The sequence below is a fragment of the Xanthomonas fragariae genome (assembly GCF_900183975.1).
Lineage (GTDB): Bacteria > Pseudomonadota > Gammaproteobacteria > Xanthomonadales > Xanthomonadaceae > Xanthomonas > Xanthomonas fragariae.
This window is the reverse complement of the sequence record NZ_LT853882.1, coordinates 440,096-457,586: the sequence shown is the minus strand read 5'-3', so window position 1 is coordinate 457,586 and position 17,491 is coordinate 440,096. Positions and strand designations below refer to the sequence as shown.

Here is a 17,491-nt window from a genome sequence, read left to right as displayed (position 1 = left end):
AGGCTCAGCCATGTCGCCCATCATCCTGCCCGCGCAGGTGCTGCCGTCCCAGATCCCGCTCGACAACGACGGCACCGACCTGGAGTTGCCACCCAGCCTGCCGTTCCTGCATCTGTGGACCGGGCCGGATGGCAAGAGCCGCCTCAATCCCTCGCAGTTGCCAGGCTTCGGCAGCAAGAGCATAGGCGGCGGTGCGGCGCCGCAGTGGCTGCGGCCGTTCCCGGGCGAGGTGCTCAGCGTCCAGTTCGCAGTGCTGCCGGTGGGTTGGGTCGGCGACTGGCATGAGAGCCCGCATCCGCAATGGGTGATTCCGCTGCGTGGCCGCTGGTTCATCGAAACCGGCGACGGCACGCGGGTGGAAATGGGCCCTGGCGACATCCACTTCGGCCAGGATCAGGGCACCACCGACGCGCACGGCCACCGCTCAGGACAGCTGGGCCAGACCCCATGCCTGCAAATGCTGGTGCAATTTGCGCAATCGCCCGGCGCTGCCACCGCGCATCCGTTCGGCCACGAGGCGCCGCAATGATGGACAGCCACTGCCGCGTGCGCCCGCCCGGCCCGGCGCAACCAACCGACTGCGCGCCACCGAGCACGCAGCACGCCGCGCTGGCCGCGCGCTTTGGCCACGCGCGCCTGCACACGCTGTACGACCAAGCCACCTGGAGCGAAGGCCCGGCCTGGTGGGAGGCGCAACGCACCCTGGTGTGGAGCGATGTGGTCGGCCGCCGCGTGCTTGGCTGGCGCGAGGACGGCGCGGTGGACGTGCTGCTGGACGCCACCGCCTTCACCAACGGCAATGCGGTCGATACCCAGCAGCGGCTTGTGCATTGCGAACATGGGAGGCGCGCGATCACTCGCAGCGACACCGACGGCCAGGCGCATCTGCTGGTCGGCCGCTTCGAGGGCAAACGGCTCAATTCGCCCAACGATCTGATCGTGGCGCGTGATGGCGCGATTTGGTTCACCGACCCGCCCTTCGGCCTGCTCAAACCCAGCCAGGGTTGCCCCGCGCCGCAGCAGCTCGACCACCATAGCGTCTACCGACTGCCGCCCGATGGCGGTGCGTTGCAGCGCATGGTCAGCCTGGATCACCCGAACGGGTTGGCATTCTCGCCCGACGAGCGCGTGCTGTACGTGTCGCAGACACCCGAGCACGCCCAGGGCGAGCCGGAGATCACCGCCTTCGATTGGCGCGATGGTGCACTGCACGATCAACGCCGCTTTGCGGTGGTGCCGGAGGGCCTGGCGGACGGGTTTTGCGTGGATCGCAAAGGCTGGCTATGGAGCAGTTTCGGCGCGGGCGTATGTGTGTTCGATCACCACGGGCAATTGCTTGGCCTGGTGCCAACACCGGCCACCGCATCCAACTGCACGTTCGACCAGCAGCGGCGGCGGTTATTCATTACCGGCGGCAATTCGTTGTGGCTGCTTGAACTGAGTTAAAAACCGCGTCGTAGACCGGCTCCCGGGCTTGACCTGCCAGACCCCAGACAATAAAAAAACCCGCTTGCAGCGAACTGCCAGCGGGCTTTGCTCCCTCCCCCACGTCGGGATGCAGGAGCATAGTGCGCGCCCCGAACACGACTTGCACGCTGCACTGCAAAACAACACCAGGCAGTACAGAACTGGAGCTTTTTCCTTCACGCCAAGGCGCCGCATCCCGCCGTCACCGCAGCAGATCCGGCTGCGCCTGGTACCACTCCGGCGCGCGCAGCAGATGCCATTGCGGGGTGTCGTTACGCAGACCCACCGCCGCACTCAATACCCCCCAGCGCGCAAGCAGGCTTCCGCTACGTTGAGTGCCCTGCAAACGTAGGCGCGCATCGACCTGGAAGCGTTCATTGCGCGCCTGCAACCGGTCGACGATGACCGTTTCACCCTGCCACTGCACGCGCGCTGTCACTTGCGCCTGGCCTGCGTCCATCAGTTGCAGCATCCAATTCGGAATCCAACTGTCGCGCGCATACAACGACATCAAAAATTCCAAGTCGCGCACCTGGATGCGCACGCGTCCATCCACAGCCATCGGCTGACGCCATTGCATGCGCGTGTTCTCCAGCACGACACGCGCCCACCAGCCATCGCGCCGCTGTCCATTCGGGCCGGTGAATCCGACATTGCTTAGCTGGATCCTGCTGGCATCGAGGCTGAAAGTTTCAGCGCGCAGATCGCCGCGCTGCAGACGCAGATCGGCATCCACATCGCCACGCAATGCAAGACCGGCAAACTGCAGCCGCGCCGCACGCGCACCAATGCGTAGACCACCCTTGCCGATGCGACCGCCGGGTTCGATCTGCAGATCCCCGCTAAGCACACCATTGCCGCCATCGAAACGCAGCTGCTGTTGCGGCAGATAACGGTTATATGCGCGAAGATCCGGCACGCGTGCGTTGTCGAATACCAGATGCGCACGCGTGGCATCGCGCAACGTTCTCAGCGTGTGTGTATCGGCGCGCGTCTGCAAATCCAGGCGCAGATCGCGGCCTTGCACGAACGGGCGCTGCGGCGCATCGCGATGCGCAATCGAGAACTGCTGCATCTGCAATGCGAGTGCAGGCAGTAACTGGCCTTTCGCATCGGCATCCACGCGCAGATCGGCAGTGGCTTGCCCGTTGATCGTATGCCCCATCACGCCGACTTGCGCACGCACATGCGGCACCTGTAGACGGCTGCCGGCACCGAGCTGGCCGCGATCGATGCGCAGATCGGCATCGACCAAGCCATCGCCTTCCAGCGTCAGCCAGTCCACATCCGGAAACAGCGCTGGAATCCAGCTGAGCGAGGAGAGTTGCCAATGCAGCCGCGCATGCCCGGAGGTGCGCGGCAACAGGCTGCGCATGGACTGCAGCGGCAGCTGCCGGCCTCGCACGCGCAAGTCGGCATCCAGCGTCAATCCGGCATCGGCCGGCTCCGGCATGCTCACCTGCAAACGCATGTTCTCCTCGACCTGCAGCTGCGTTGCAAGCTCGCCCAGGAATGCAGCGGGCGCTCGGGTGCTGTCGTGCAGCGGCGCACGCCATTGCAGTTGGCTGCCGGGTTGCAACGTACCGCGTCTCCAACGTAGCTCGCCATCGACGCGGCCCTTGCCGGCGCGCGTTGCCACCGTATGCCGGCCTTGCGCGTTGCGTGTGACATCCAGCGCCGCCGTATCGCCATGCACGGCCACCAACGCGTCGGTGATCTGCAGCAATGCAAGCCCGCGTGCCTGATCCGGTGCATGTCGCACAATGCTGGCTTCGATGCGCAACTGACCATTGCGCATCACTTCGTCCTTGCCCCAACGCACGCGTGCTTTTTCGAACACTGCACGCGAGGGGAAGAGTTCCATCGGCCCGCCGCGCAGCTGTTTGAACAAGCCTAGCTGCAATTGGCCGTCGCCTTCGATGTGCAGCTGACGTAGCGATAAGGCCTGCACTTGCTCGGCGATGATGCGGTCGAATTGCAGGGTCCAGGCGGGAGCGGTCGACGGGGGGCGGGCAGGTGAGTCGGCGGCCTGGATCGCGACGGCCGCCTGCATGCCACCACGCACACCGCGCGCATGCAGCTGCGGCACCAGCAACTGCCGATGCAGCAATGGCAATAAGCGAATCTGCCCGCTCATGCGCTGCGCACTGACATTCCAGCTATTGCGCGTCGAATGGCCCTGCAGATCGACGTCCCATAGCACCAGTCGCCCGGGCCACCAGGTCAGCCCGGGGCCCCAATGCATTGCGAATGTGTCCGGCTTGCGATTGAGCGCTGCCGGTCCGAGCGGCGTGTTAAGCAGCAGGTTGCCCAGCAGCAAATAGCTCGCGTACGGCGCAATCAGGGCCAGCACTGGCCAACGCACCGCGCGGGGCAACCCGCGCCAGCGGGCGCGAACAGGCATCGTCATGACGGCAGGCTCCTGAAGACCGCGCACGCGGCCCGGCGCAGTGTGCCAAGCCAGCCGTGAGTGCGATGCGCAGCGGTCTCACAGGTTGCCGGCGAGCGGGTACACCGCATGCAGCGCGCCCAGCACACCCATTGCACGACACCATGGCCAGGGCCAATCGCGCAAGGTCGCACCCAGGCCGGTGCGTGCAGCGGCGATAATTGCGCTTCCCCCGTTGCCGCTAGGCCGCCCATGTCCAACGAACGCATCCTGCACGCGCCGCTGCGCGACCGCCTGGTTTCTGCCGAGGCCGCTGCCGCGCTGATTCAGCCCGGCGAGACCGTGGCGATGAGCGGTTTCACCGGCTCCGGCTACCCCAAGGCGGTACCGATGGCGCTGGCGCAGCGTATCGAAGCGGCGCATCTGCAGGGCCAACCGTTCCAAATCAAGCTGATGACCGGCGCTTCGACCGCACCGGAACTCGACGGTGCGCTGGCCAAGGCCGACGGCATCGCCATGCGCATGCCGTTCCAGTCCGACCCGGATGCGCGCCAACGCATCAACGCCGGCACGCTGGACTACATCGACATCCATCTCAGCCACGTCGCCCAGCACGTATGGTTCGGTTTCTATGGGCAGATCGACACTGCGGTGGTGGAAGTCTCCGCAATCCGCGCCGATGGCAGCCTGGTGCCGTCCACCTCGATCGGCAACAACAAGACCTGGCTGGATCTGGCCAGGAAAGTGATCATCGAGGTCAACGATTGGCAACCGGCCGGCCTGGACGGCATGCACGATGTCTACTACGGCACCGCGTTACCACCACAGCGCAAACCGATTCCGCTATTGCATGGCGACGACCGCATCGGCGAGCCTAGCCTGCGCTGCGATCCGGACAAGATCGTAGCGGTGGTGCGCACGCATGGCCCGGACCGCAACAGCCCGTTTGCCGCTGCCGATGAAAGCAGCGAACGCATTGCCGAACATCTGATCGCGTTTCTGCGTCATGAAGTCGGCAAGGGCCGGCTGCCGGCCAATCTGCTGCCGTTGCAATCGGGTGTCGGCAATACTCCCAACGCGGTGCTTGCCGGGCTTGCACGCAGCGGATTCCGCGATCTGGAAGCGTTCACCGAAGTGATTCAGGACGGCATGCTCGCACTGCTGCGCGACGGCGTGCTGCGCTATGCCTCGTGCACCGGCTTTGCGCTCAGCCCGGAGGGCAACGAGGAGTTAAAGCGCAACATCGAGTTCTATCGGCAACGCATCGTCATGCGCACGCAGGAGATTTCCAACCATCCGGAATTGGTGCGCCGGCTGGGCTGCATCGGCATGAACGGCATGATCGAAGCCGACCTCTACGGCAACGTCAATTCCACCCATGTGATGGGAAGCCGCATCATGAATGGCATTGGCGGCTCGGGCGATTTCGCACGCAATGGGTTCCTGTCGATTTTCTTGAGCCCCAGCATCGCCAAAGCGGGCAGCATTTCGTCGATCGTGCCGATGGTCAGCCATGTCGATCACACCGAACACGACGTCTCGGTCATCGTCACCGAACAAGGCCTGGCCGATTTGCGCGGATTGACGCCCAAGCAGCGTGCGCACCAGTTGCTCGCCCACTGCGTGCATCCGCGTTATCGCGATACGTTGGACGACTATGTGGCGCGGGCAAATCGCCATAGTTATGGCAAACATACGCCGCATCTGTTGACTGAAGCGCTGACGTGGCATCAGCGTTGGTTGGAGACTGGAGATATGTTGGGGTGAATCGGGCTTGGGGATTAGATTGGCTAATTAAACGCAGCAAGCAGTCGCCAGCTGGGTGCGGACGGCGCAGAGGAACCGCAGTGTTCGCGTGATACATGCCGATTCCGAGCACCGGCCGCGCCCGCCTGGCGGTGAGCGCAGCCGTTTTGTCAGCCGCTCTTGATGCTTTTCGAACTTCATTGCTATCGGAGTCATGCTGCGACCTCGCAATGGCACGCGTGTGATGGAGAACGTCCTTGTGAGTGCATCGCGTCGTTACGAACCTGCGGTTTTGGATGACTATCTTCCGCCGCAACCTCACCCTCTCCCCCATGAAGGGGAGCGAGGTCCCGAGGGGGAGAGGGCTTTATGGCCTGAACTGCGAGCTGCCTCGGCAATCACGCAGCCTCGGCAATCCGCCTTGCACGACGTGCACGCACCGCCGTCGCCAAGCGCTCCAGCACTTGCACCGAAGCGTCCCAATCCAGGCAGCCATCGGTGATGCTTTGGCCGTAAGTCAGTTCGCAGCCTGGCACCAGCTCCTGGCGTCCACCGACCAGGTGGCTCTCCACCATGACACCGACGATGCGCGTTTCACCGCCTTCCAATTGGCTGGCGATGTCGTCGATGACCTTGGGCTGGTTCTCGGGATTCTTGCCGCTGTTGGCGTGGCTGGCGTCGATCATCAGGCGTACCGGCAAGCCGGATTTCTTGAGCAACTGGCTGGCCGCTTCCACATTGGTCGCATCAAAGTTGGGCTGCTTGCCGCCACGCAGAATCACGTGGCAATCCGGATTGCCCGCAGTTGCGGCAACTGCCGTGTGGCCGTCCTTGGTCACGGCCAGGAAATGGTGCGGATGCGAGGCCGCGCCTACCGCATCCACCGCAATCTTGACGTCGCCGTCGGTGCCGTTCTTGAAGCCCACCGGGCACGACAACCCGGACGCCATTTCGCGATGCACCTGGCTTTCAGTAGTACGCGCGCCGATCGCGCCCCAGGCCACCAGATCGGCGATGTACTGCGGCGAGATGATATCGAGAAATTCCACGCCCGCCGGCAGGCCGAGGTTGTTAATGTCGCGCAGCAGACTGCGCGCCAGCCGCAGGCCCTTGTTGATCTGGAAGCTGCCATCCAGATCCGGATCGTTGATCAGGCCCTTCCAGCCCATGGTGGTGCGCGGCTTTTCGAAGTACACCCGCATCACGATCTCCAGCGCATCGCCGAGCTGCTCGCGCAGCGGTCGCAGACGGTGCGCGTAGTCCATCGCAGCGACCGGGTCGTGGATCGAGCACGGCCCGATCACGACCGCCAGGCGGTCGTCGCGTCGGTGCAGGATTTCGTGCAGCGCGGCGCGCGAATTGGTCACAGTCTCGGAGGCACCTTCATCGCAGGGCAGCAGCGAGAGCAGCTGCGAAGGTGGTACGACGGCGTCGATTTTGCGGATACGCAGGTCATCGGTCACAGGCGGCATAACGAGTGTCTCGGGTAGGCGGTTACGTCGGGGAACCAGGCGAGGCGGCAACAAAGAAGCCGCCAGTTATGCGCTGGCGGCTTTTCGGGAATGCTGCTGAAGTTTCCTTCAGGTTGAGCGCAATCCTTCCTACGCCAGCGGCATCGGAAAACCGTAGTACCAAAAATAGAATTGGCTGCGGGGTGCGTTCATCGGTTGCATTGATAACACGCGCATGTGTGCGTTGCCACTGTTTCATCGGCAACGGAACGTCGCAGCCATGTGATCGGGGATCATGCCTGCCAGCCTGCGTTAAACCCGCCCTAACCGTTCCCGCGCAACTTGATCGAACGCACCACACGCCACGGCGATAACGCGATGACGCGTGATGCAGCAACAGCGCTCGATCAGAACGTAAACGCGTATTACGCCGCCACTTCTTCGCAGCCGATCGGGTTGAACAATGTGGTGTTGTAGAAACCGTATCCGTAGAAACTTTCCTTATTTTCGTAACCCACTTCGTTGAACACGTTGTTGACGTTAGCCTTGGGGTGGTCAGTGATCTTATAGTCGATGCTGAGGTTCCAATAGATCGCCGGTCTGGCCGGTCAAGTTGGAATAGGACATGTCATCGGAGTCGTCCAGCAGCGGACGATCGCACCCACTCAACGGGTCGCGCCGGGTGGCCTGCAGTGCGTAGGTCAGGCTCCAGTTTTCGCCGGTGCGCCCGTGACACGTCGAAACTGTCGCTCGCGGTGCCGCCGCGCAGACGCACCTGATCGCCTTGGTAGTCGCGCTTGAGGATCACGTTGACCATGCCGGCCACCGCATCCGATGACATCGATATCAATGTCCAACATAAATGTATGCTATCTGCCGCAAATCAACCTATCCAACTGCATTGCATGCGTCTCAGCAGCCCTATCCGTGTACGGCCTGTGGCCCCAGAATCGATTCGCCGGACCTCAGCCACCGTTGTCTCTGGTTTGGGCCGAAAGCCGTTGTGCAGATCATGTCAAGATCACCAAATACTGCGATTTTGGTATCCCCCACCGAACGGAGACATCCGATGAAGATTAATGAAGCCAAGGTGGCCGGTCCATCTTCGTCAAGCGTGCTGCAGGAAGTACGCGATGACCAAGAACAGACTGTGGCACTGCGACCACCTTCGACACTGCCGCAAACTTCGGTCGACCCGGCGCTAGCGCCGCTTGCCGCGCGCAATCGCCCAGGCGCCTCGCCTGCCGGCTCCGCGTCGGCGTCCTCTAGGTCGGCGTCGCCCGCCGAACCATCATCGCCCGCACCGCGGGCGCGACACTCGGCTCGGACAACCGCCTCATCCATTGCAGCGACGCTGGCCTCGCGCGCGAACTCCGCGCTGGCAACCGGCGCACAGCAGGCGTCCGCTGCGGTGTCCAAGGCCGCGTCCAATCTCTGGTCTCTGACGGATCTGCGCACCATGCTGCAGATGCATGCAGACGATCCCGCGTTTTTGCGGATGATGCGCCACACCGACCCCGAACAAGTCGCCCCCCACAGCCTGGCCGCGTGCCGCCAGCAGATTACCGAGCTGCGCCAAACTATCGCACCTCTCGACAACGGCCTGGAACCACGCTTCCGTCAGCAATTGCTCGCCGACATCAAAGCTGTAGAAGACGCGCTGCAGCCGCTGGAGCACGGGACACCCGCAGCCAGGCGTGCGCTGAATTCGCTGGTCAATCTGGTCAATGTCTGGCCAGTGGCCGTGCCAAGTCCGCTGCTAGGTAACCTGGGCAAGACCTTCGCCTACACCATCGCCTATGTCACCAGAAATGCCGTAAGCATTTCAGCATCGGCCTTACGCCCTACCGCCGATGGGCTTCCGTTCCCGCTAATGGGCGGGCAGCTGGGGCGCGAAGCCAATGAAATGCATTTCTACGCCACCCTGCTCAACGGCCTGTTTCTCGCTACCGAACTTCCGAAGAAATTCGGCAACCCGTCCGTGCAACATCAGGCCGAAGCAGTGGAAAACAATCTGGGGTTTGCCGCAACCGCAGCGACCGCCTGCGCGGCACTAGTACTCACGCCCTTCTTCTGGAACAACATCAATGCAATGGGGAATCGGCTACACAGCGGTGCTTCGGAACTGGGCGCCAAGGCCATGCAAACGCTGGGCTACGGCCCGCAAGCAGAGCGGTTGCGGACGCGCCTGACACCCGGCCAGATCAGCGACCAACTGCGTGGGCAACTCAACACGATCTGCGCCGCTCTGGAGAGCGGCCGCGACGCTTTTCAGCAAGCGCGCAGAAAATTCACCGGACCCGGCGCAGGACACGAACTCACCCGGACGCTGAATGCCCAATGCACGCATCTGCTGGAGACGCTCGATCAGTGCAGCAAGCGACTGAACACGGCGCTGCAACATGATCAACGCCAGTCAGCAACCATCCCACGCCAGGTGACCAACCAGGATTTCTCCTCCAAATTGGCATTGGCGTTGTTCGGCGCCGGCGTGACCGGGCTGACCGTCTACCTGATCCAGCCGGATCGGATCGGCACGGTGGACCTGCTGGCCGACTCAGCCGTCGTGACGACAGTGATGATGCAGTCGGCGTTGAACAAACAAGCGACCCATCAGGACGCGATGGAACGCTTCAAGGCCATGTGCTCCGGCAGCATGGTCATGGCGCTAGGGCTGGGTGTGGAGAAACTGTCCAAGATCTTCGCGAATAAGAGCCTGATCGAAGCGTCGTCCTCATCGCCCTACTACGCTGGCGCCGTCATGTCGCTGATGTCGATGACGATGCCTGGCCCGATAGCGCGCGGCGCCGAACTGGCGATGAACTGGGGCGGGCATCAGCTCATGCGGGTGTTCAAGGGGCCCGATGGCACTCCGCTCGCAACCCGCATGCCTTCCTCGCCCGATGAGCTGGACGAAACCATAGAAAACACATTGAGGTATCTGGAAGGTCTGACAGAAGCGGAGTTGTATGCTTACAGGACGATCGTTGCAGAAAGTACTCTGCAAGCGATCCATGATGCGGGCGCGGGTACGCAGACGCGGCCCAGCAACGTCACGATCAGCGAAATCACCGGGATGGACGACGGCGCCGAGGTTGCGATGCAGACCGCAGCCCCCGAACCGGCAGCGCCTGCGCAACCGCACCCATCCAGCGATGACGCCACAACAAGCGCAGCACGTTCGCCCTGATATTGCGACCAGCAGTCACGTAAGAGCAGCTGCAAATCAATCCATGCAGATCTGTGTTCCATGCGTCTGATTGCGTCACAGCGCGCGCAGCCTGTGGCCCCAGGAATCAATTCGCTGAACCTCAGCCACTGTTCTCGCTGCCACTTCCGGTGGCAGCCCACCAGTTCGTGTCTGCGGTTTGGGCCGGGGGCGTTTGTGCAGATCATCAAAGAGCACCAAACATTGCGATTTGGTGCCCCCCACCGAACGGAGACATCCGATGAAGATTAATGAAGCCAAGGTGGCCGGTCCATCTTCGTCAAGCGTGCTGCAGGAAGTACGCGATGACCAAGAACAGACTGTGGCACTGCAACCACCTTCGACACTGCCGCAAACTTCGGTCGACCCGGCGCTAGCGCCGCTTGCCGCGCGCAATCGCCCAGGCGCCTCGCCTGCCGGCTCCGCGTCGGCGTCCTCTAGGTCGGCGTCGCCCGCCGAACCATCATCGCCCGCACCGCGGGCGCGACACTCGGCTCGGACAACTGCCTCATCCATTGCGGCGACGCTGGCCTCGCGCGCGAACTCCGCGCTGGCAACCGGCGTACAGCAGGCGTCCGCTGCGGTGTCCAAGGCCGCGTCCAATCTCTGGTCTCTGACGGATCTGCGCACCATGCTGCAGATGCATGCAGACGATCCCGCGTTTTTGCGGATGATGCGCCACACCGACCCGGAACAAGTCGCCCCCCACAGCCTGGCCGCGTGCCGCCAGCAGATTACCGAGCTGCGCCAAACTATCGCACCTCTCGACAACGGCCTGGAACCACGCTTCCGTCAGCAATTGCTCGCCGACATCAAAGCGGTAGAAGACGCGCTGCAGCCGCTGGAGCACGGGACACCCGCAGCCAGGCGTGCGCTGAATTCGCTGGTCAATCTGGTCAATCTCTGGCCAATTGCCGTGCCAAGTCCGCTGCTGGGCAAACAGGCCAAGACCTTCGCCTACACCGTCGCTGCTTCCACCAAAAACGTCCTGAGCATTTCTGCATCGGCCTTACGTCCCACCGCCGATGGACTTCCGTTCCCGCTGATGGGTGGCGAGCTGGGACGCGAAGCCAATGAAATGCACTTCTACTCCATCCTGCTCAAAGGAATATTTCTCTCAACCGAACTACCCAAGAAATTCGGCAACCCGTCCGTGCAACGTCAGGCCGAAGCAATGGAAAACAACGTGGGATTTGCCGCAGCCGCATCGACCGCCTGCGCGGCGTTGATACTCACGCCCTTCTTCTGGAACAGCCTCAATGCAATGGGGAATCGGCTACACAGCGGTGCCTCGAAAATGAGCGCCAAGGCCATGCAAACGCTGGGCTACGGCTCGCAAGCAGAGCAGTTGCGCAAGCAACTGACACCCGGCCAGATCAGCGGCCAACTGCGTGGGCAACTCAACGAGATCTGCGCCGCTCTGGAGACTGGCCACGACGCCTTCCAACAAGCACGCCGAAACTTCGCCGGACCCGGCGCAGGACACGAACTCACCCGGACGCTGAATGCCCAATGCACGCATCTGCTGGAGACGCTCGATCAGTGCAGCAAGCGACTGAGCACGGCGCTGCAACTTGATCAGAGCCAGCCAGCAGCCAGCCCACGCCAGGCGACCAACCACGACTTCTCCTCCAAATTGGCATTGACGTTGTTGGGCGCCGGCGTGACCGGGCTGACCGTCTACCTGATCCAGCCGGATCGGATCGGAACGGTGGAACTGATGGCCGACTCAGCCATCTTGACGACGGTGATGATGCAGTCGGCGTTGAACAAGCAAGCGACCCGGCAGGACGCGATGGAACGCTTCAAGTCAATGTGCTCCGGCAGCATGGTCATGGCGCTGGCGCTGGGTGTGGAGAAACTGTCCAAGACATTCGCAGACAAGAGTCTGATCGAATCCTCGTCCTCATCGCCCTACTACGCCGGCGCCATCATGTCGCTGATGTCGATGACGATGCCTGGCCCAATGGCGCGCGGCGCGGAACTGGCAATGAACTGGGGCGGGCAGCAGGTCATGCGGGTGTTCAAGGGGCCCGATGGCACCCCACTCGCAACCCGAATGCCTTCCTCGCTCGAAGATCTAAGCCAGACCGTACAAAGCACAGCGAGATATGTGGAAAGTCTGACGTCGGAACAGGCGCAGCAGTACGAGCAGATGGTCGGAGATATCGCGCTGCAAGTGATCGAAGATGCGGGTGCGGGTGCGACTACGCAGACGCGGCCTAGCAGCGTCACACTTACCGAAATCACCGAAGTCGCCGAGATGGACGACAACTCCGAGGTTGCGATGCAGACCGCATCCCCAGAACCGGCAGCGCCTGCGCAACCGCATCCATCCAACGATGACGCCACAACAAGCACAGCACGTTCGCCCTGATGTTGCGACCAGCAGCAATGAGCTACCTGGACCCACCTGCGCGGTAATGGACCGCAAAAAAAGCCCACCTTTCGGCGTAATGCTGTTCACTTAAGCGGAGCAGCCTTTGGATCTACCGGATAGCGGGTCTTCGAGATCTTCACCGTCCTTGGCCGCGTAGGCCTCGGCCGGTGATAGAGGAACAGGCTCGCGGTGCCTGAGCGAAGCTGGGATAGGCGTCTGCCTGTGGCGGAAGCCGGATTGGCTGCGGCCATCACGATGAGTTGCACTGCGATGTACTGGCAGACCGGTTTGAATCGGATGTCCGAAGGCGTTCTGCCAAAGGCCACAGCTGTCTGGCTGGCTTCACGCCGAATGCTGTTGTAAGCCAGCAGCAACCCCCAGACTTGCTGGTATACCAAGTCGATCTTTTTGCTACGCAACGTTGTCGCGTTGTGCTGCATCGAGCTTTTGATGTCGCGCAAACCCAGTTCGATTTCCCAACCGGAATATTCTGCGTAAAGGTGCTCAGGTCACAGAAGTTGAACAGGTCGCCAAGGTCAAACAGCTGCTGGTGAAGGGACACAAAAAAATCCGATACCAGAAGTCTGGTATCGGATTTTCGGTGACTCAATTGCTTAAGTGAGCAGCATTACGGCATTCGCCGGGGTTTTTCTGCTGCAACAGCTGCTGGCTTACATCAGAAATCCATGCCGCCCATGCCACCCATGCCACCGCCGCTCGGCAGAGCCGGCTCGTCCTTCTTCGGTGCATCGGCCACCATGGCTTCGGTGGTGATCATCAGGCCGGCGATCGAGGCTGCGTTCTGCAGCGCCGAACGGGTGACCTTGGTCGGGTCCAGGATGCCGAACTCGACCATGTCGCCGAACTCGCCGTTGGCCGCGTTGTAACCGTAGTTGCCGGTGCCTTCCTTGACCTTGTTCAAGATCACGGACGGCTCTTCGCCGGCATTGGCCACGATTTCGCGCAGCGGGGCTTCCATGGCGCGCAAGGCGATTTGGATGCCGTGGGTCTGGTCTTCGTTGGCACCGGTCAGGTTACCGACGGCCACCAGCGCACGCACCAGGGCCACACCGCCGCCCGGGACCACGCCTTCTTCGACGGCTGCACGGGTGGCGTGCAGGGCGTCTTCGACGCGTGCCTTCTTTTCCTTCATTTCGATTTCGGTCGAGGCGCCGACCTTGATCACTGCAACGCCACCAGCCAGCTTGGCCACGCGCTCCTGCAGCTTCTCGCGGTCGTAATCGGACGAGGTGTCTTCGATTTGGGTCTTGATCTGGCCAACGCGGGCCTGGATCGTGGCCGAATCGCCGGCGCCGTCGATGATGGTGGTGTTCTCCTTAGAGACCTGTACCTTCTTCGCGCGGCCCAGATCCTTGATCGTCGCCTTCTCCAGCGCCAGACCCACTTCCTCGGAGATCACGGTGCCGCCAGTCAGCACGGCCATGTCTTCCAGCATCGCCTTGCGACGATCGCCGAAGCCAGGCGCCTTGACGGCCACGACCTTGACGATGCCACGGATGGTGTTGACCACCAGGGTGGCCAGCGCTTCGCCTTCGACTTCTTCAGCCACGATCAGCAGCGGCTTGCCGGCCTTGGCGACACCCTCCAGCACGGGCAGCAGGTCGCGCACGTTGGAGATCTTCTTGTCATGCAGCAGGATGAACGGATCGTCCAGATCGGCCGACTGGCTCTGCTGGTTGTTGATGAAGTACGGGGAGAGGTAGCCGCGATCGAACTGCATGCCCTCGACAACGTCCAGCTCGTTTTCCAGGCCCGAACCTTCTTCAACGGTGATCACGCCTTCCTTGCCGACCTTCTGCATCGCTTCGGCAATGATATTGCCGATCGATTCGTCCGAGTTGGCCGAAATGGTGCCGACCTGAGCGATCGCCTTGTCGTCGGTAGTGGGCTTGGAGATGTTCTTCAGCTCGATGACAGCGGCCTTGACGGCTTGGTCGATACCGCGCTTGAGGTCCATCGGGTTCATGCCGGCGGCCACAGCCTTGGCGCCTTCGCGGATCAGGGCCTGGGCGAGCACGGTCGCGGTGGTGGTGCCGTCGCCAGCGTTGTCGTTGGTCTTGGAAGCGACTTCCTTGACCATCTGCGCGCCCATGTTCTCGAACTTGTCGGCCAGTTCGATTTCCTTGGCGACCGAGACGCCGTCCTTGGTGATGGTCGGTGCGCCGAAGCTCTTCTCGAGCACGACGTTGCGGCCCTTCGGGCCCAGGGTGGCCTTCACGGCATTGGCAAGAACGTTGACGCCACGAACCATACGGGTACGTGCGTCTTCACCGAAACGAATGTCTTTAGCAGCCATTAGTTATTACTCCGGAAATTAGGGGATTAGGGGGATAAGGAAAATCGGTAGAGCAAGGGCGGATATCGGGACGGGATCGGATGGTGAGAGCGTTAGCCGCCCTGCCGATTCCCACTCCCGATTCCGGCGCGTAGCGCCTGATTAGCCGATGACCGCCAGAATGTCGTCTTCGCGCAGCACCTTGTACTCGGTGCCTTCGGCCTTGTAGCTGCTGCCGGCGTATTGGCCGTAGATGACCTTGTCACCCACCTTGACCACCGGCGCACGCAGGCTGCCGTTGTCCAGCGGCTTGCCGGCGCCAACAGCGACGACTTCGCCCTTGGTGGACTTTTCCTTAGCCGAATCCGGAATCACGATGCCACCGGCGGAAACTTCGTCGGCTTCGATCGGCTTGACTACAACGCGGTCGTGAAGCGGCTTGATGCTCATAGAGAAAGACCCTCTTAAATGATTGATTAGTCTGGAAATTATCGGCGATGTTAGCACTCGTATGTGACGACTGCCAGCACAGCGCGCGGAAAACCCGACAGAACGGGTGCGGGCCAAAGATTGTGCTGGGTGGGCGACTTTCAAGGGCTGAGGGCAAAATTTTTTCGCTTTGACGGTTGCATCCGGAGACCATAGAGGCTGCCAAAACCGTGCGGCCTGGTGGTCGGGTGAATGCGCATCGTGCGCTCAGCACTAATGGTTTTTGTGCGGGATACCGCACCGACCGTGCCCGCCTGGCGGTGAGCGCAGCCGTTTTGCTGGCGCCCTAAAAATGGAACCAGGTTCCACCACTTGTCATGCACAGGCTCTAGAGTCAGGCATGCATTCCCCGACCAAAAGGAACTGTTGATGAGGTTGACGTCCGGTGGTGTTGCCCTGAGCTGCTGGCTTCCGCTGGCCTGCGCGCTTGCGCTGACCGCCACCTCCGCCAACGCGACGGTGTTCATCAACGAACTGCATTATGACGACGCAAGCGCCGCCGACGAATCGCTGAGCGACTACCGCATTTATCTGTACAACGGCAGCGCGCCGAGCGCGGCCACGGTCTACGCAACGACGACGGTGCCGGCCGGCAGCCTGATCACCTGCGGCAGATCAGGTGCGCGTCGCGATCGTGCGCTACACCAGCAATGGTGTCCAGAACGGACCAGACGACTGGGTGGCGCTGGTCGATCCCAACGGGCAGCTGGTGCAGTTTCTCAGTTACGAAGGCGCCATCACCGGCGGCGACGGCCCGGCGGCCGGCGTCACCAGCCAGAATCTGCCGGTCAGCGAGAGCAACAGCAGCGCGGTCGGCAGTTCGTTGCAATTGACAGGTACCGGCAGCAGCCCAGCCAACTTCAGCTGGGCCGGCTCGTCGGCGCAGACCTTCGATGCCTGCAACCGCGGCCAGACCTTCAACGGCAGTGGCGGTGAAACCGGCGGCGCGCCAACTCAAGGCGCCACCGGCTTCCCGGCTGCGGGCGATCTGGCAGTCGGCTTCAGCGAGGCGGTGACGCTGAGCAGCGGCGCCTTCGCGTTGAGTTGTGCCAGCTCCGGCACGGTGGCGTTGAGCTATCCGACCAACGGCACCCGCTTCACCCTGTCCAGCAACACCGCACTGGTCGGTGGCGAACACTGCACCCTGGCAATCACCGCCAGTGCCATCCGCGATGCCGCCGGGTTGAGCCCGGCCGCCAACCAGTCCCTCGTCTTCACCGTGGCCTCGACCAGCGGCGGCACTGGCTACTACACGCGCGTCAACACCGCCAACGCCAGTCAGTTGCGTTGCTCACTGCACACCCTCATCAAAAGCCACACGGTATACCCGCACAGCGGCACCGGCACCAACACCTGGACCATCCTGGAAATGGCCGACGAGGATCCCAACAAAAGCGGCCGGATCCTGGACGCCTACCGCAACCGCAGCTACGCCAAAGTCAGCGACCGAGCCGGCACCGGCAGCGGGTTGACCTACAACCGCGAGCACACCTGGCCCGACTCGCTGGGCTTCGGTAGCGCCAGCGGCGACAAGGGACTGCCGTATGCGCCCTACACAGACACCCACATGCTGTATCTGACCGACACCACCTTCAACGCCGACCGCGGCAACAAGCCCTACGCCGCCTGCACCAGCAGCTGCGGCGAGCGGGTGACCGAGATCAAAACGGCACTGGCGGCGGCAGCGCGCGGTACCCGGGCAATTCCAACTGGGTGCGCACGCCTGTCGGCAACAGGGGCACGTTCGAAGTGTGGCCACGTCGCAAGGGCGACATGGCGCGTGCGGTAATGTACATGGCAATTCGCTTCGAAGGCGGCACCGACGCGGCCACCGGGCAGTCCGAACCAGACCTGGAGCTCACCGACGACCGCAGCAAGGAGGACCGCAGCAAGATCGTGCAGACCTCGTCCTCGCCAGCCTACATGGGCCTGCCGTCCACGCTGCTGGCCTGGCACCAGGCCGACCCACCGGACGATGCCGAGCGCGCCCGTAACCAAGTGATCTTCAGCTTCCAGGGCAACCGCAACCCGTTCGTCGATCACCCCGTGTGAACGAGCTCGAGCC

General features: G+C 62.4%; 11 protein-coding genes, 1 other RNA gene and 3 pseudogenes. 6 read left to right on the top strand and 9 right to left on the bottom strand.

Going from position 1 to position 17,491, the window contains the following annotated elements; translation table 11 throughout:
- Positions 1 to 10 precede the first annotated feature (10 nt).
- Entirely contained in the window at positions 11 to 529 is a 519-nt protein-coding gene (locus PD885_RS02055; RefSeq protein WP_002804250.1) for a cupin domain-containing protein, read from the top strand.
- The gene (locus PD885_RS02050; protein ID WP_002804254.1) at positions 529 to 1,446 is read left to right on the top strand and encodes an SMP-30/gluconolactonase/LRE family protein; all 918 of its coding nucleotides are present in this window, start codon (positions 529 to 531) and stop codon (positions 1,444 to 1,446) included. Before PD885_RS02055 ends, PD885_RS02050 begins: the two co-directional genes overlap by 1 nt.
- A gap of 223 nt (positions 1,447 to 1,669) precedes the next feature.
- Here PD885_RS02050 and PD885_RS02045 read toward each other — a convergent pair whose 3' ends face one another.
- Positions 1,670 to 3,877 (bottom strand): hypothetical protein, encoded by a 2,208-nt coding sequence (locus PD885_RS02045; RefSeq protein ID WP_002804261.1) that lies wholly within the window; start codon positions 3,875 to 3,877, stop codon positions 1,670 to 1,672.
- Positions 3,878 to 4,108: 231 nt separating this feature from the next.
- Between PD885_RS02045 and scpC the strand changes: the two genes are divergently transcribed.
- Positions 4,109 to 5,623: a succinyl-CoA:acetate CoA-transferase ScpC gene (gene scpC / locus PD885_RS02040; RefSeq protein ID WP_002804262.1), complete on the top strand. Its 1,515-nt coding sequence runs from the start codon at positions 4,109 to 4,111 to the stop codon at positions 5,621 to 5,623.
- 21 nt (positions 5,624 to 5,644) lie between these two features.
- Here scpC and PD885_RS02035 read toward each other — a convergent pair.
- From PD885_RS02035 to PD885_RS02025, 4 genes and pseudogenes are all read right to left on the bottom strand, one after another.
- Positions 5,645 to 5,720, bottom strand: a non-coding RNA gene (locus PD885_RS02035) — sX9 sRNA.
- A 280-nt stretch (positions 5,721 to 6,000) separates the two neighbouring features.
- Positions 6,001 to 7,074, bottom strand: a complete 1,074-nt coding sequence (locus PD885_RS02030; protein WP_002804263.1) for a 3-deoxy-7-phosphoheptulonate synthase — start codon at positions 7,072 to 7,074, stop codon at positions 6,001 to 6,003.
- A 22-nt stretch (positions 7,075 to 7,096) separates the two neighbouring features.
- Positions 7,097 to 7,312, bottom strand: a complete 216-nt coding sequence (locus PD885_RS20335) for a hypothetical protein (protein ID WP_134656574.1) — start codon at positions 7,310 to 7,312, stop codon at positions 7,097 to 7,099.
- Positions 7,313 to 7,653: 341 nt separating this feature from the next.
- Positions 7,654 to 7,888: pseudogene (locus tag PD885_RS02025) on the bottom strand (TonB-dependent receptor plug domain-containing protein); the annotation flags it as partial.
- Positions 7,889 to 8,122: 234 nt separating this feature from the next.
- Here PD885_RS02025 and xopX (PD885_RS02020) point away from each other — a divergent pair.
- Positions 8,123 to 10,243, top strand: coding sequence for a XopX family type III secretion system effector (gene xopX, locus PD885_RS02020; RefSeq protein WP_065975440.1), 2,121 nt, complete (start codon positions 8,123 to 8,125; stop codon positions 10,241 to 10,243).
- 259 nt (positions 10,244 to 10,502) lie between these two features.
- Positions 10,503 to 12,638 carry a XopX family type III secretion system effector gene (gene xopX / locus PD885_RS02015; RefSeq protein ID WP_065975441.1) on the top strand — a complete coding sequence of 712 codons (2,136 nt, stop codon included), beginning with the start codon at positions 10,503 to 10,505 and terminating at the stop codon, positions 12,636 to 12,638.
- Between the two features lie 86 nt (positions 12,639 to 12,724).
- Here xopX (PD885_RS02015) and PD885_RS02010 read toward each other — a convergent pair.
- The 4 genes and pseudogenes from PD885_RS02010 to PD885_RS21260 all read right to left on the bottom strand — a co-directional run.
- Positions 12,725 to 13,120, bottom strand: a pseudogene (locus PD885_RS02010) (IS4 family transposase); the annotation flags it as partial.
- 197 nt (positions 13,121 to 13,317) lie between these two features.
- Positions 13,318 to 14,958 carry a chaperonin GroEL gene (gene groL / locus PD885_RS02005; protein ID WP_002804273.1) on the bottom strand — a complete coding sequence of 547 codons (1,641 nt, stop codon included), beginning with the start codon at positions 14,956 to 14,958 and terminating at the stop codon, positions 13,318 to 13,320.
- Between the two features lie 141 nt (positions 14,959 to 15,099).
- Complete coding sequence (locus PD885_RS02000; protein ID WP_002804275.1) at positions 15,100 to 15,387, bottom strand: co-chaperone GroES; 288 nt, start codon at positions 15,385 to 15,387, stop codon at positions 15,100 to 15,102.
- A gap of 140 nt (positions 15,388 to 15,527) precedes the next feature.
- On the bottom strand, positions 15,528 to 15,893 hold the full coding sequence (locus PD885_RS21260) for a hypothetical protein (RefSeq protein ID WP_002804277.1): 366 nt from the start codon (positions 15,891 to 15,893) through the stop codon (positions 15,528 to 15,530).
- Here PD885_RS21260 and PD885_RS01995 point away from each other — a divergent pair.
- Positions 15,796 to 17,478, top strand: a pseudogene (locus PD885_RS01995) (endonuclease). The gene PD885_RS21260 and the pseudogene PD885_RS01995 overlap by 98 nt on opposite strands.
- Positions 17,479 to 17,491: the final 13 nt, after the last annotated feature.

What these genes read in the sequence shown, in the direction of transcription:
- PD885_RS02000 (WP_002804275.1), bottom strand. Translation starts at nt 15,387, where the DNA reads ATGAGCATCAAGCCGCTTCACGACCGCGTTGTAGTCAAGCCGATCGAA.
- PD885_RS02050 (WP_002804254.1), top strand. Translation starts at nt 529, where the DNA reads ATGGACAGCCACTGCCGCGTGCGCCCGCCCGGCCCGGCGCAACCAACC.
- PD885_RS02030 (WP_002804263.1), bottom strand. Translation starts at nt 7,074, where the DNA reads ATGCCGCCTGTGACCGATGACCTGCGTATCCGCAAAATCGACGCCGTC.
- groL (WP_002804273.1), bottom strand. Translation starts at nt 14,958, where the DNA reads ATGGCTGCTAAAGACATTCGTTTCGGTGAAGACGCACGTACCCGTATG.
- xopX (WP_065975441.1), top strand. Translation starts at nt 10,503, where the DNA reads ATGAAGATTAATGAAGCCAAGGTGGCCGGTCCATCTTCGTCAAGCGTG.
- xopX (WP_065975440.1), top strand. Translation starts at nt 8,123, where the DNA reads ATGAAGATTAATGAAGCCAAGGTGGCCGGTCCATCTTCGTCAAGCGTG.
- PD885_RS21260 (WP_002804277.1), bottom strand. Translation starts at nt 15,893, where the DNA reads ATGAACACCGTCGCGTTGGCGGAGGTGGCGGTCAGCGCAAGCGCGCAG.
- PD885_RS02055 (WP_002804250.1), top strand. Translation starts at nt 11, where the DNA reads ATGTCGCCCATCATCCTGCCCGCGCAGGTGCTGCCGTCCCAGATCCCG.
- PD885_RS02045 (WP_002804261.1), bottom strand. Translation starts at nt 3,877, where the DNA reads ATGACGATGCCTGTTCGCGCCCGCTGGCGCGGGTTGCCCCGCGCGGTG.
- PD885_RS20335 (WP_134656574.1), bottom strand. Translation starts at nt 7,312, where the DNA reads ATGAAACAGTGGCAACGCACACATGCGCGTGTTATCAATGCAACCGAT.
- scpC (WP_002804262.1), top strand. Translation starts at nt 4,109, where the DNA reads ATGTCCAACGAACGCATCCTGCACGCGCCGCTGCGCGACCGCCTGGTT.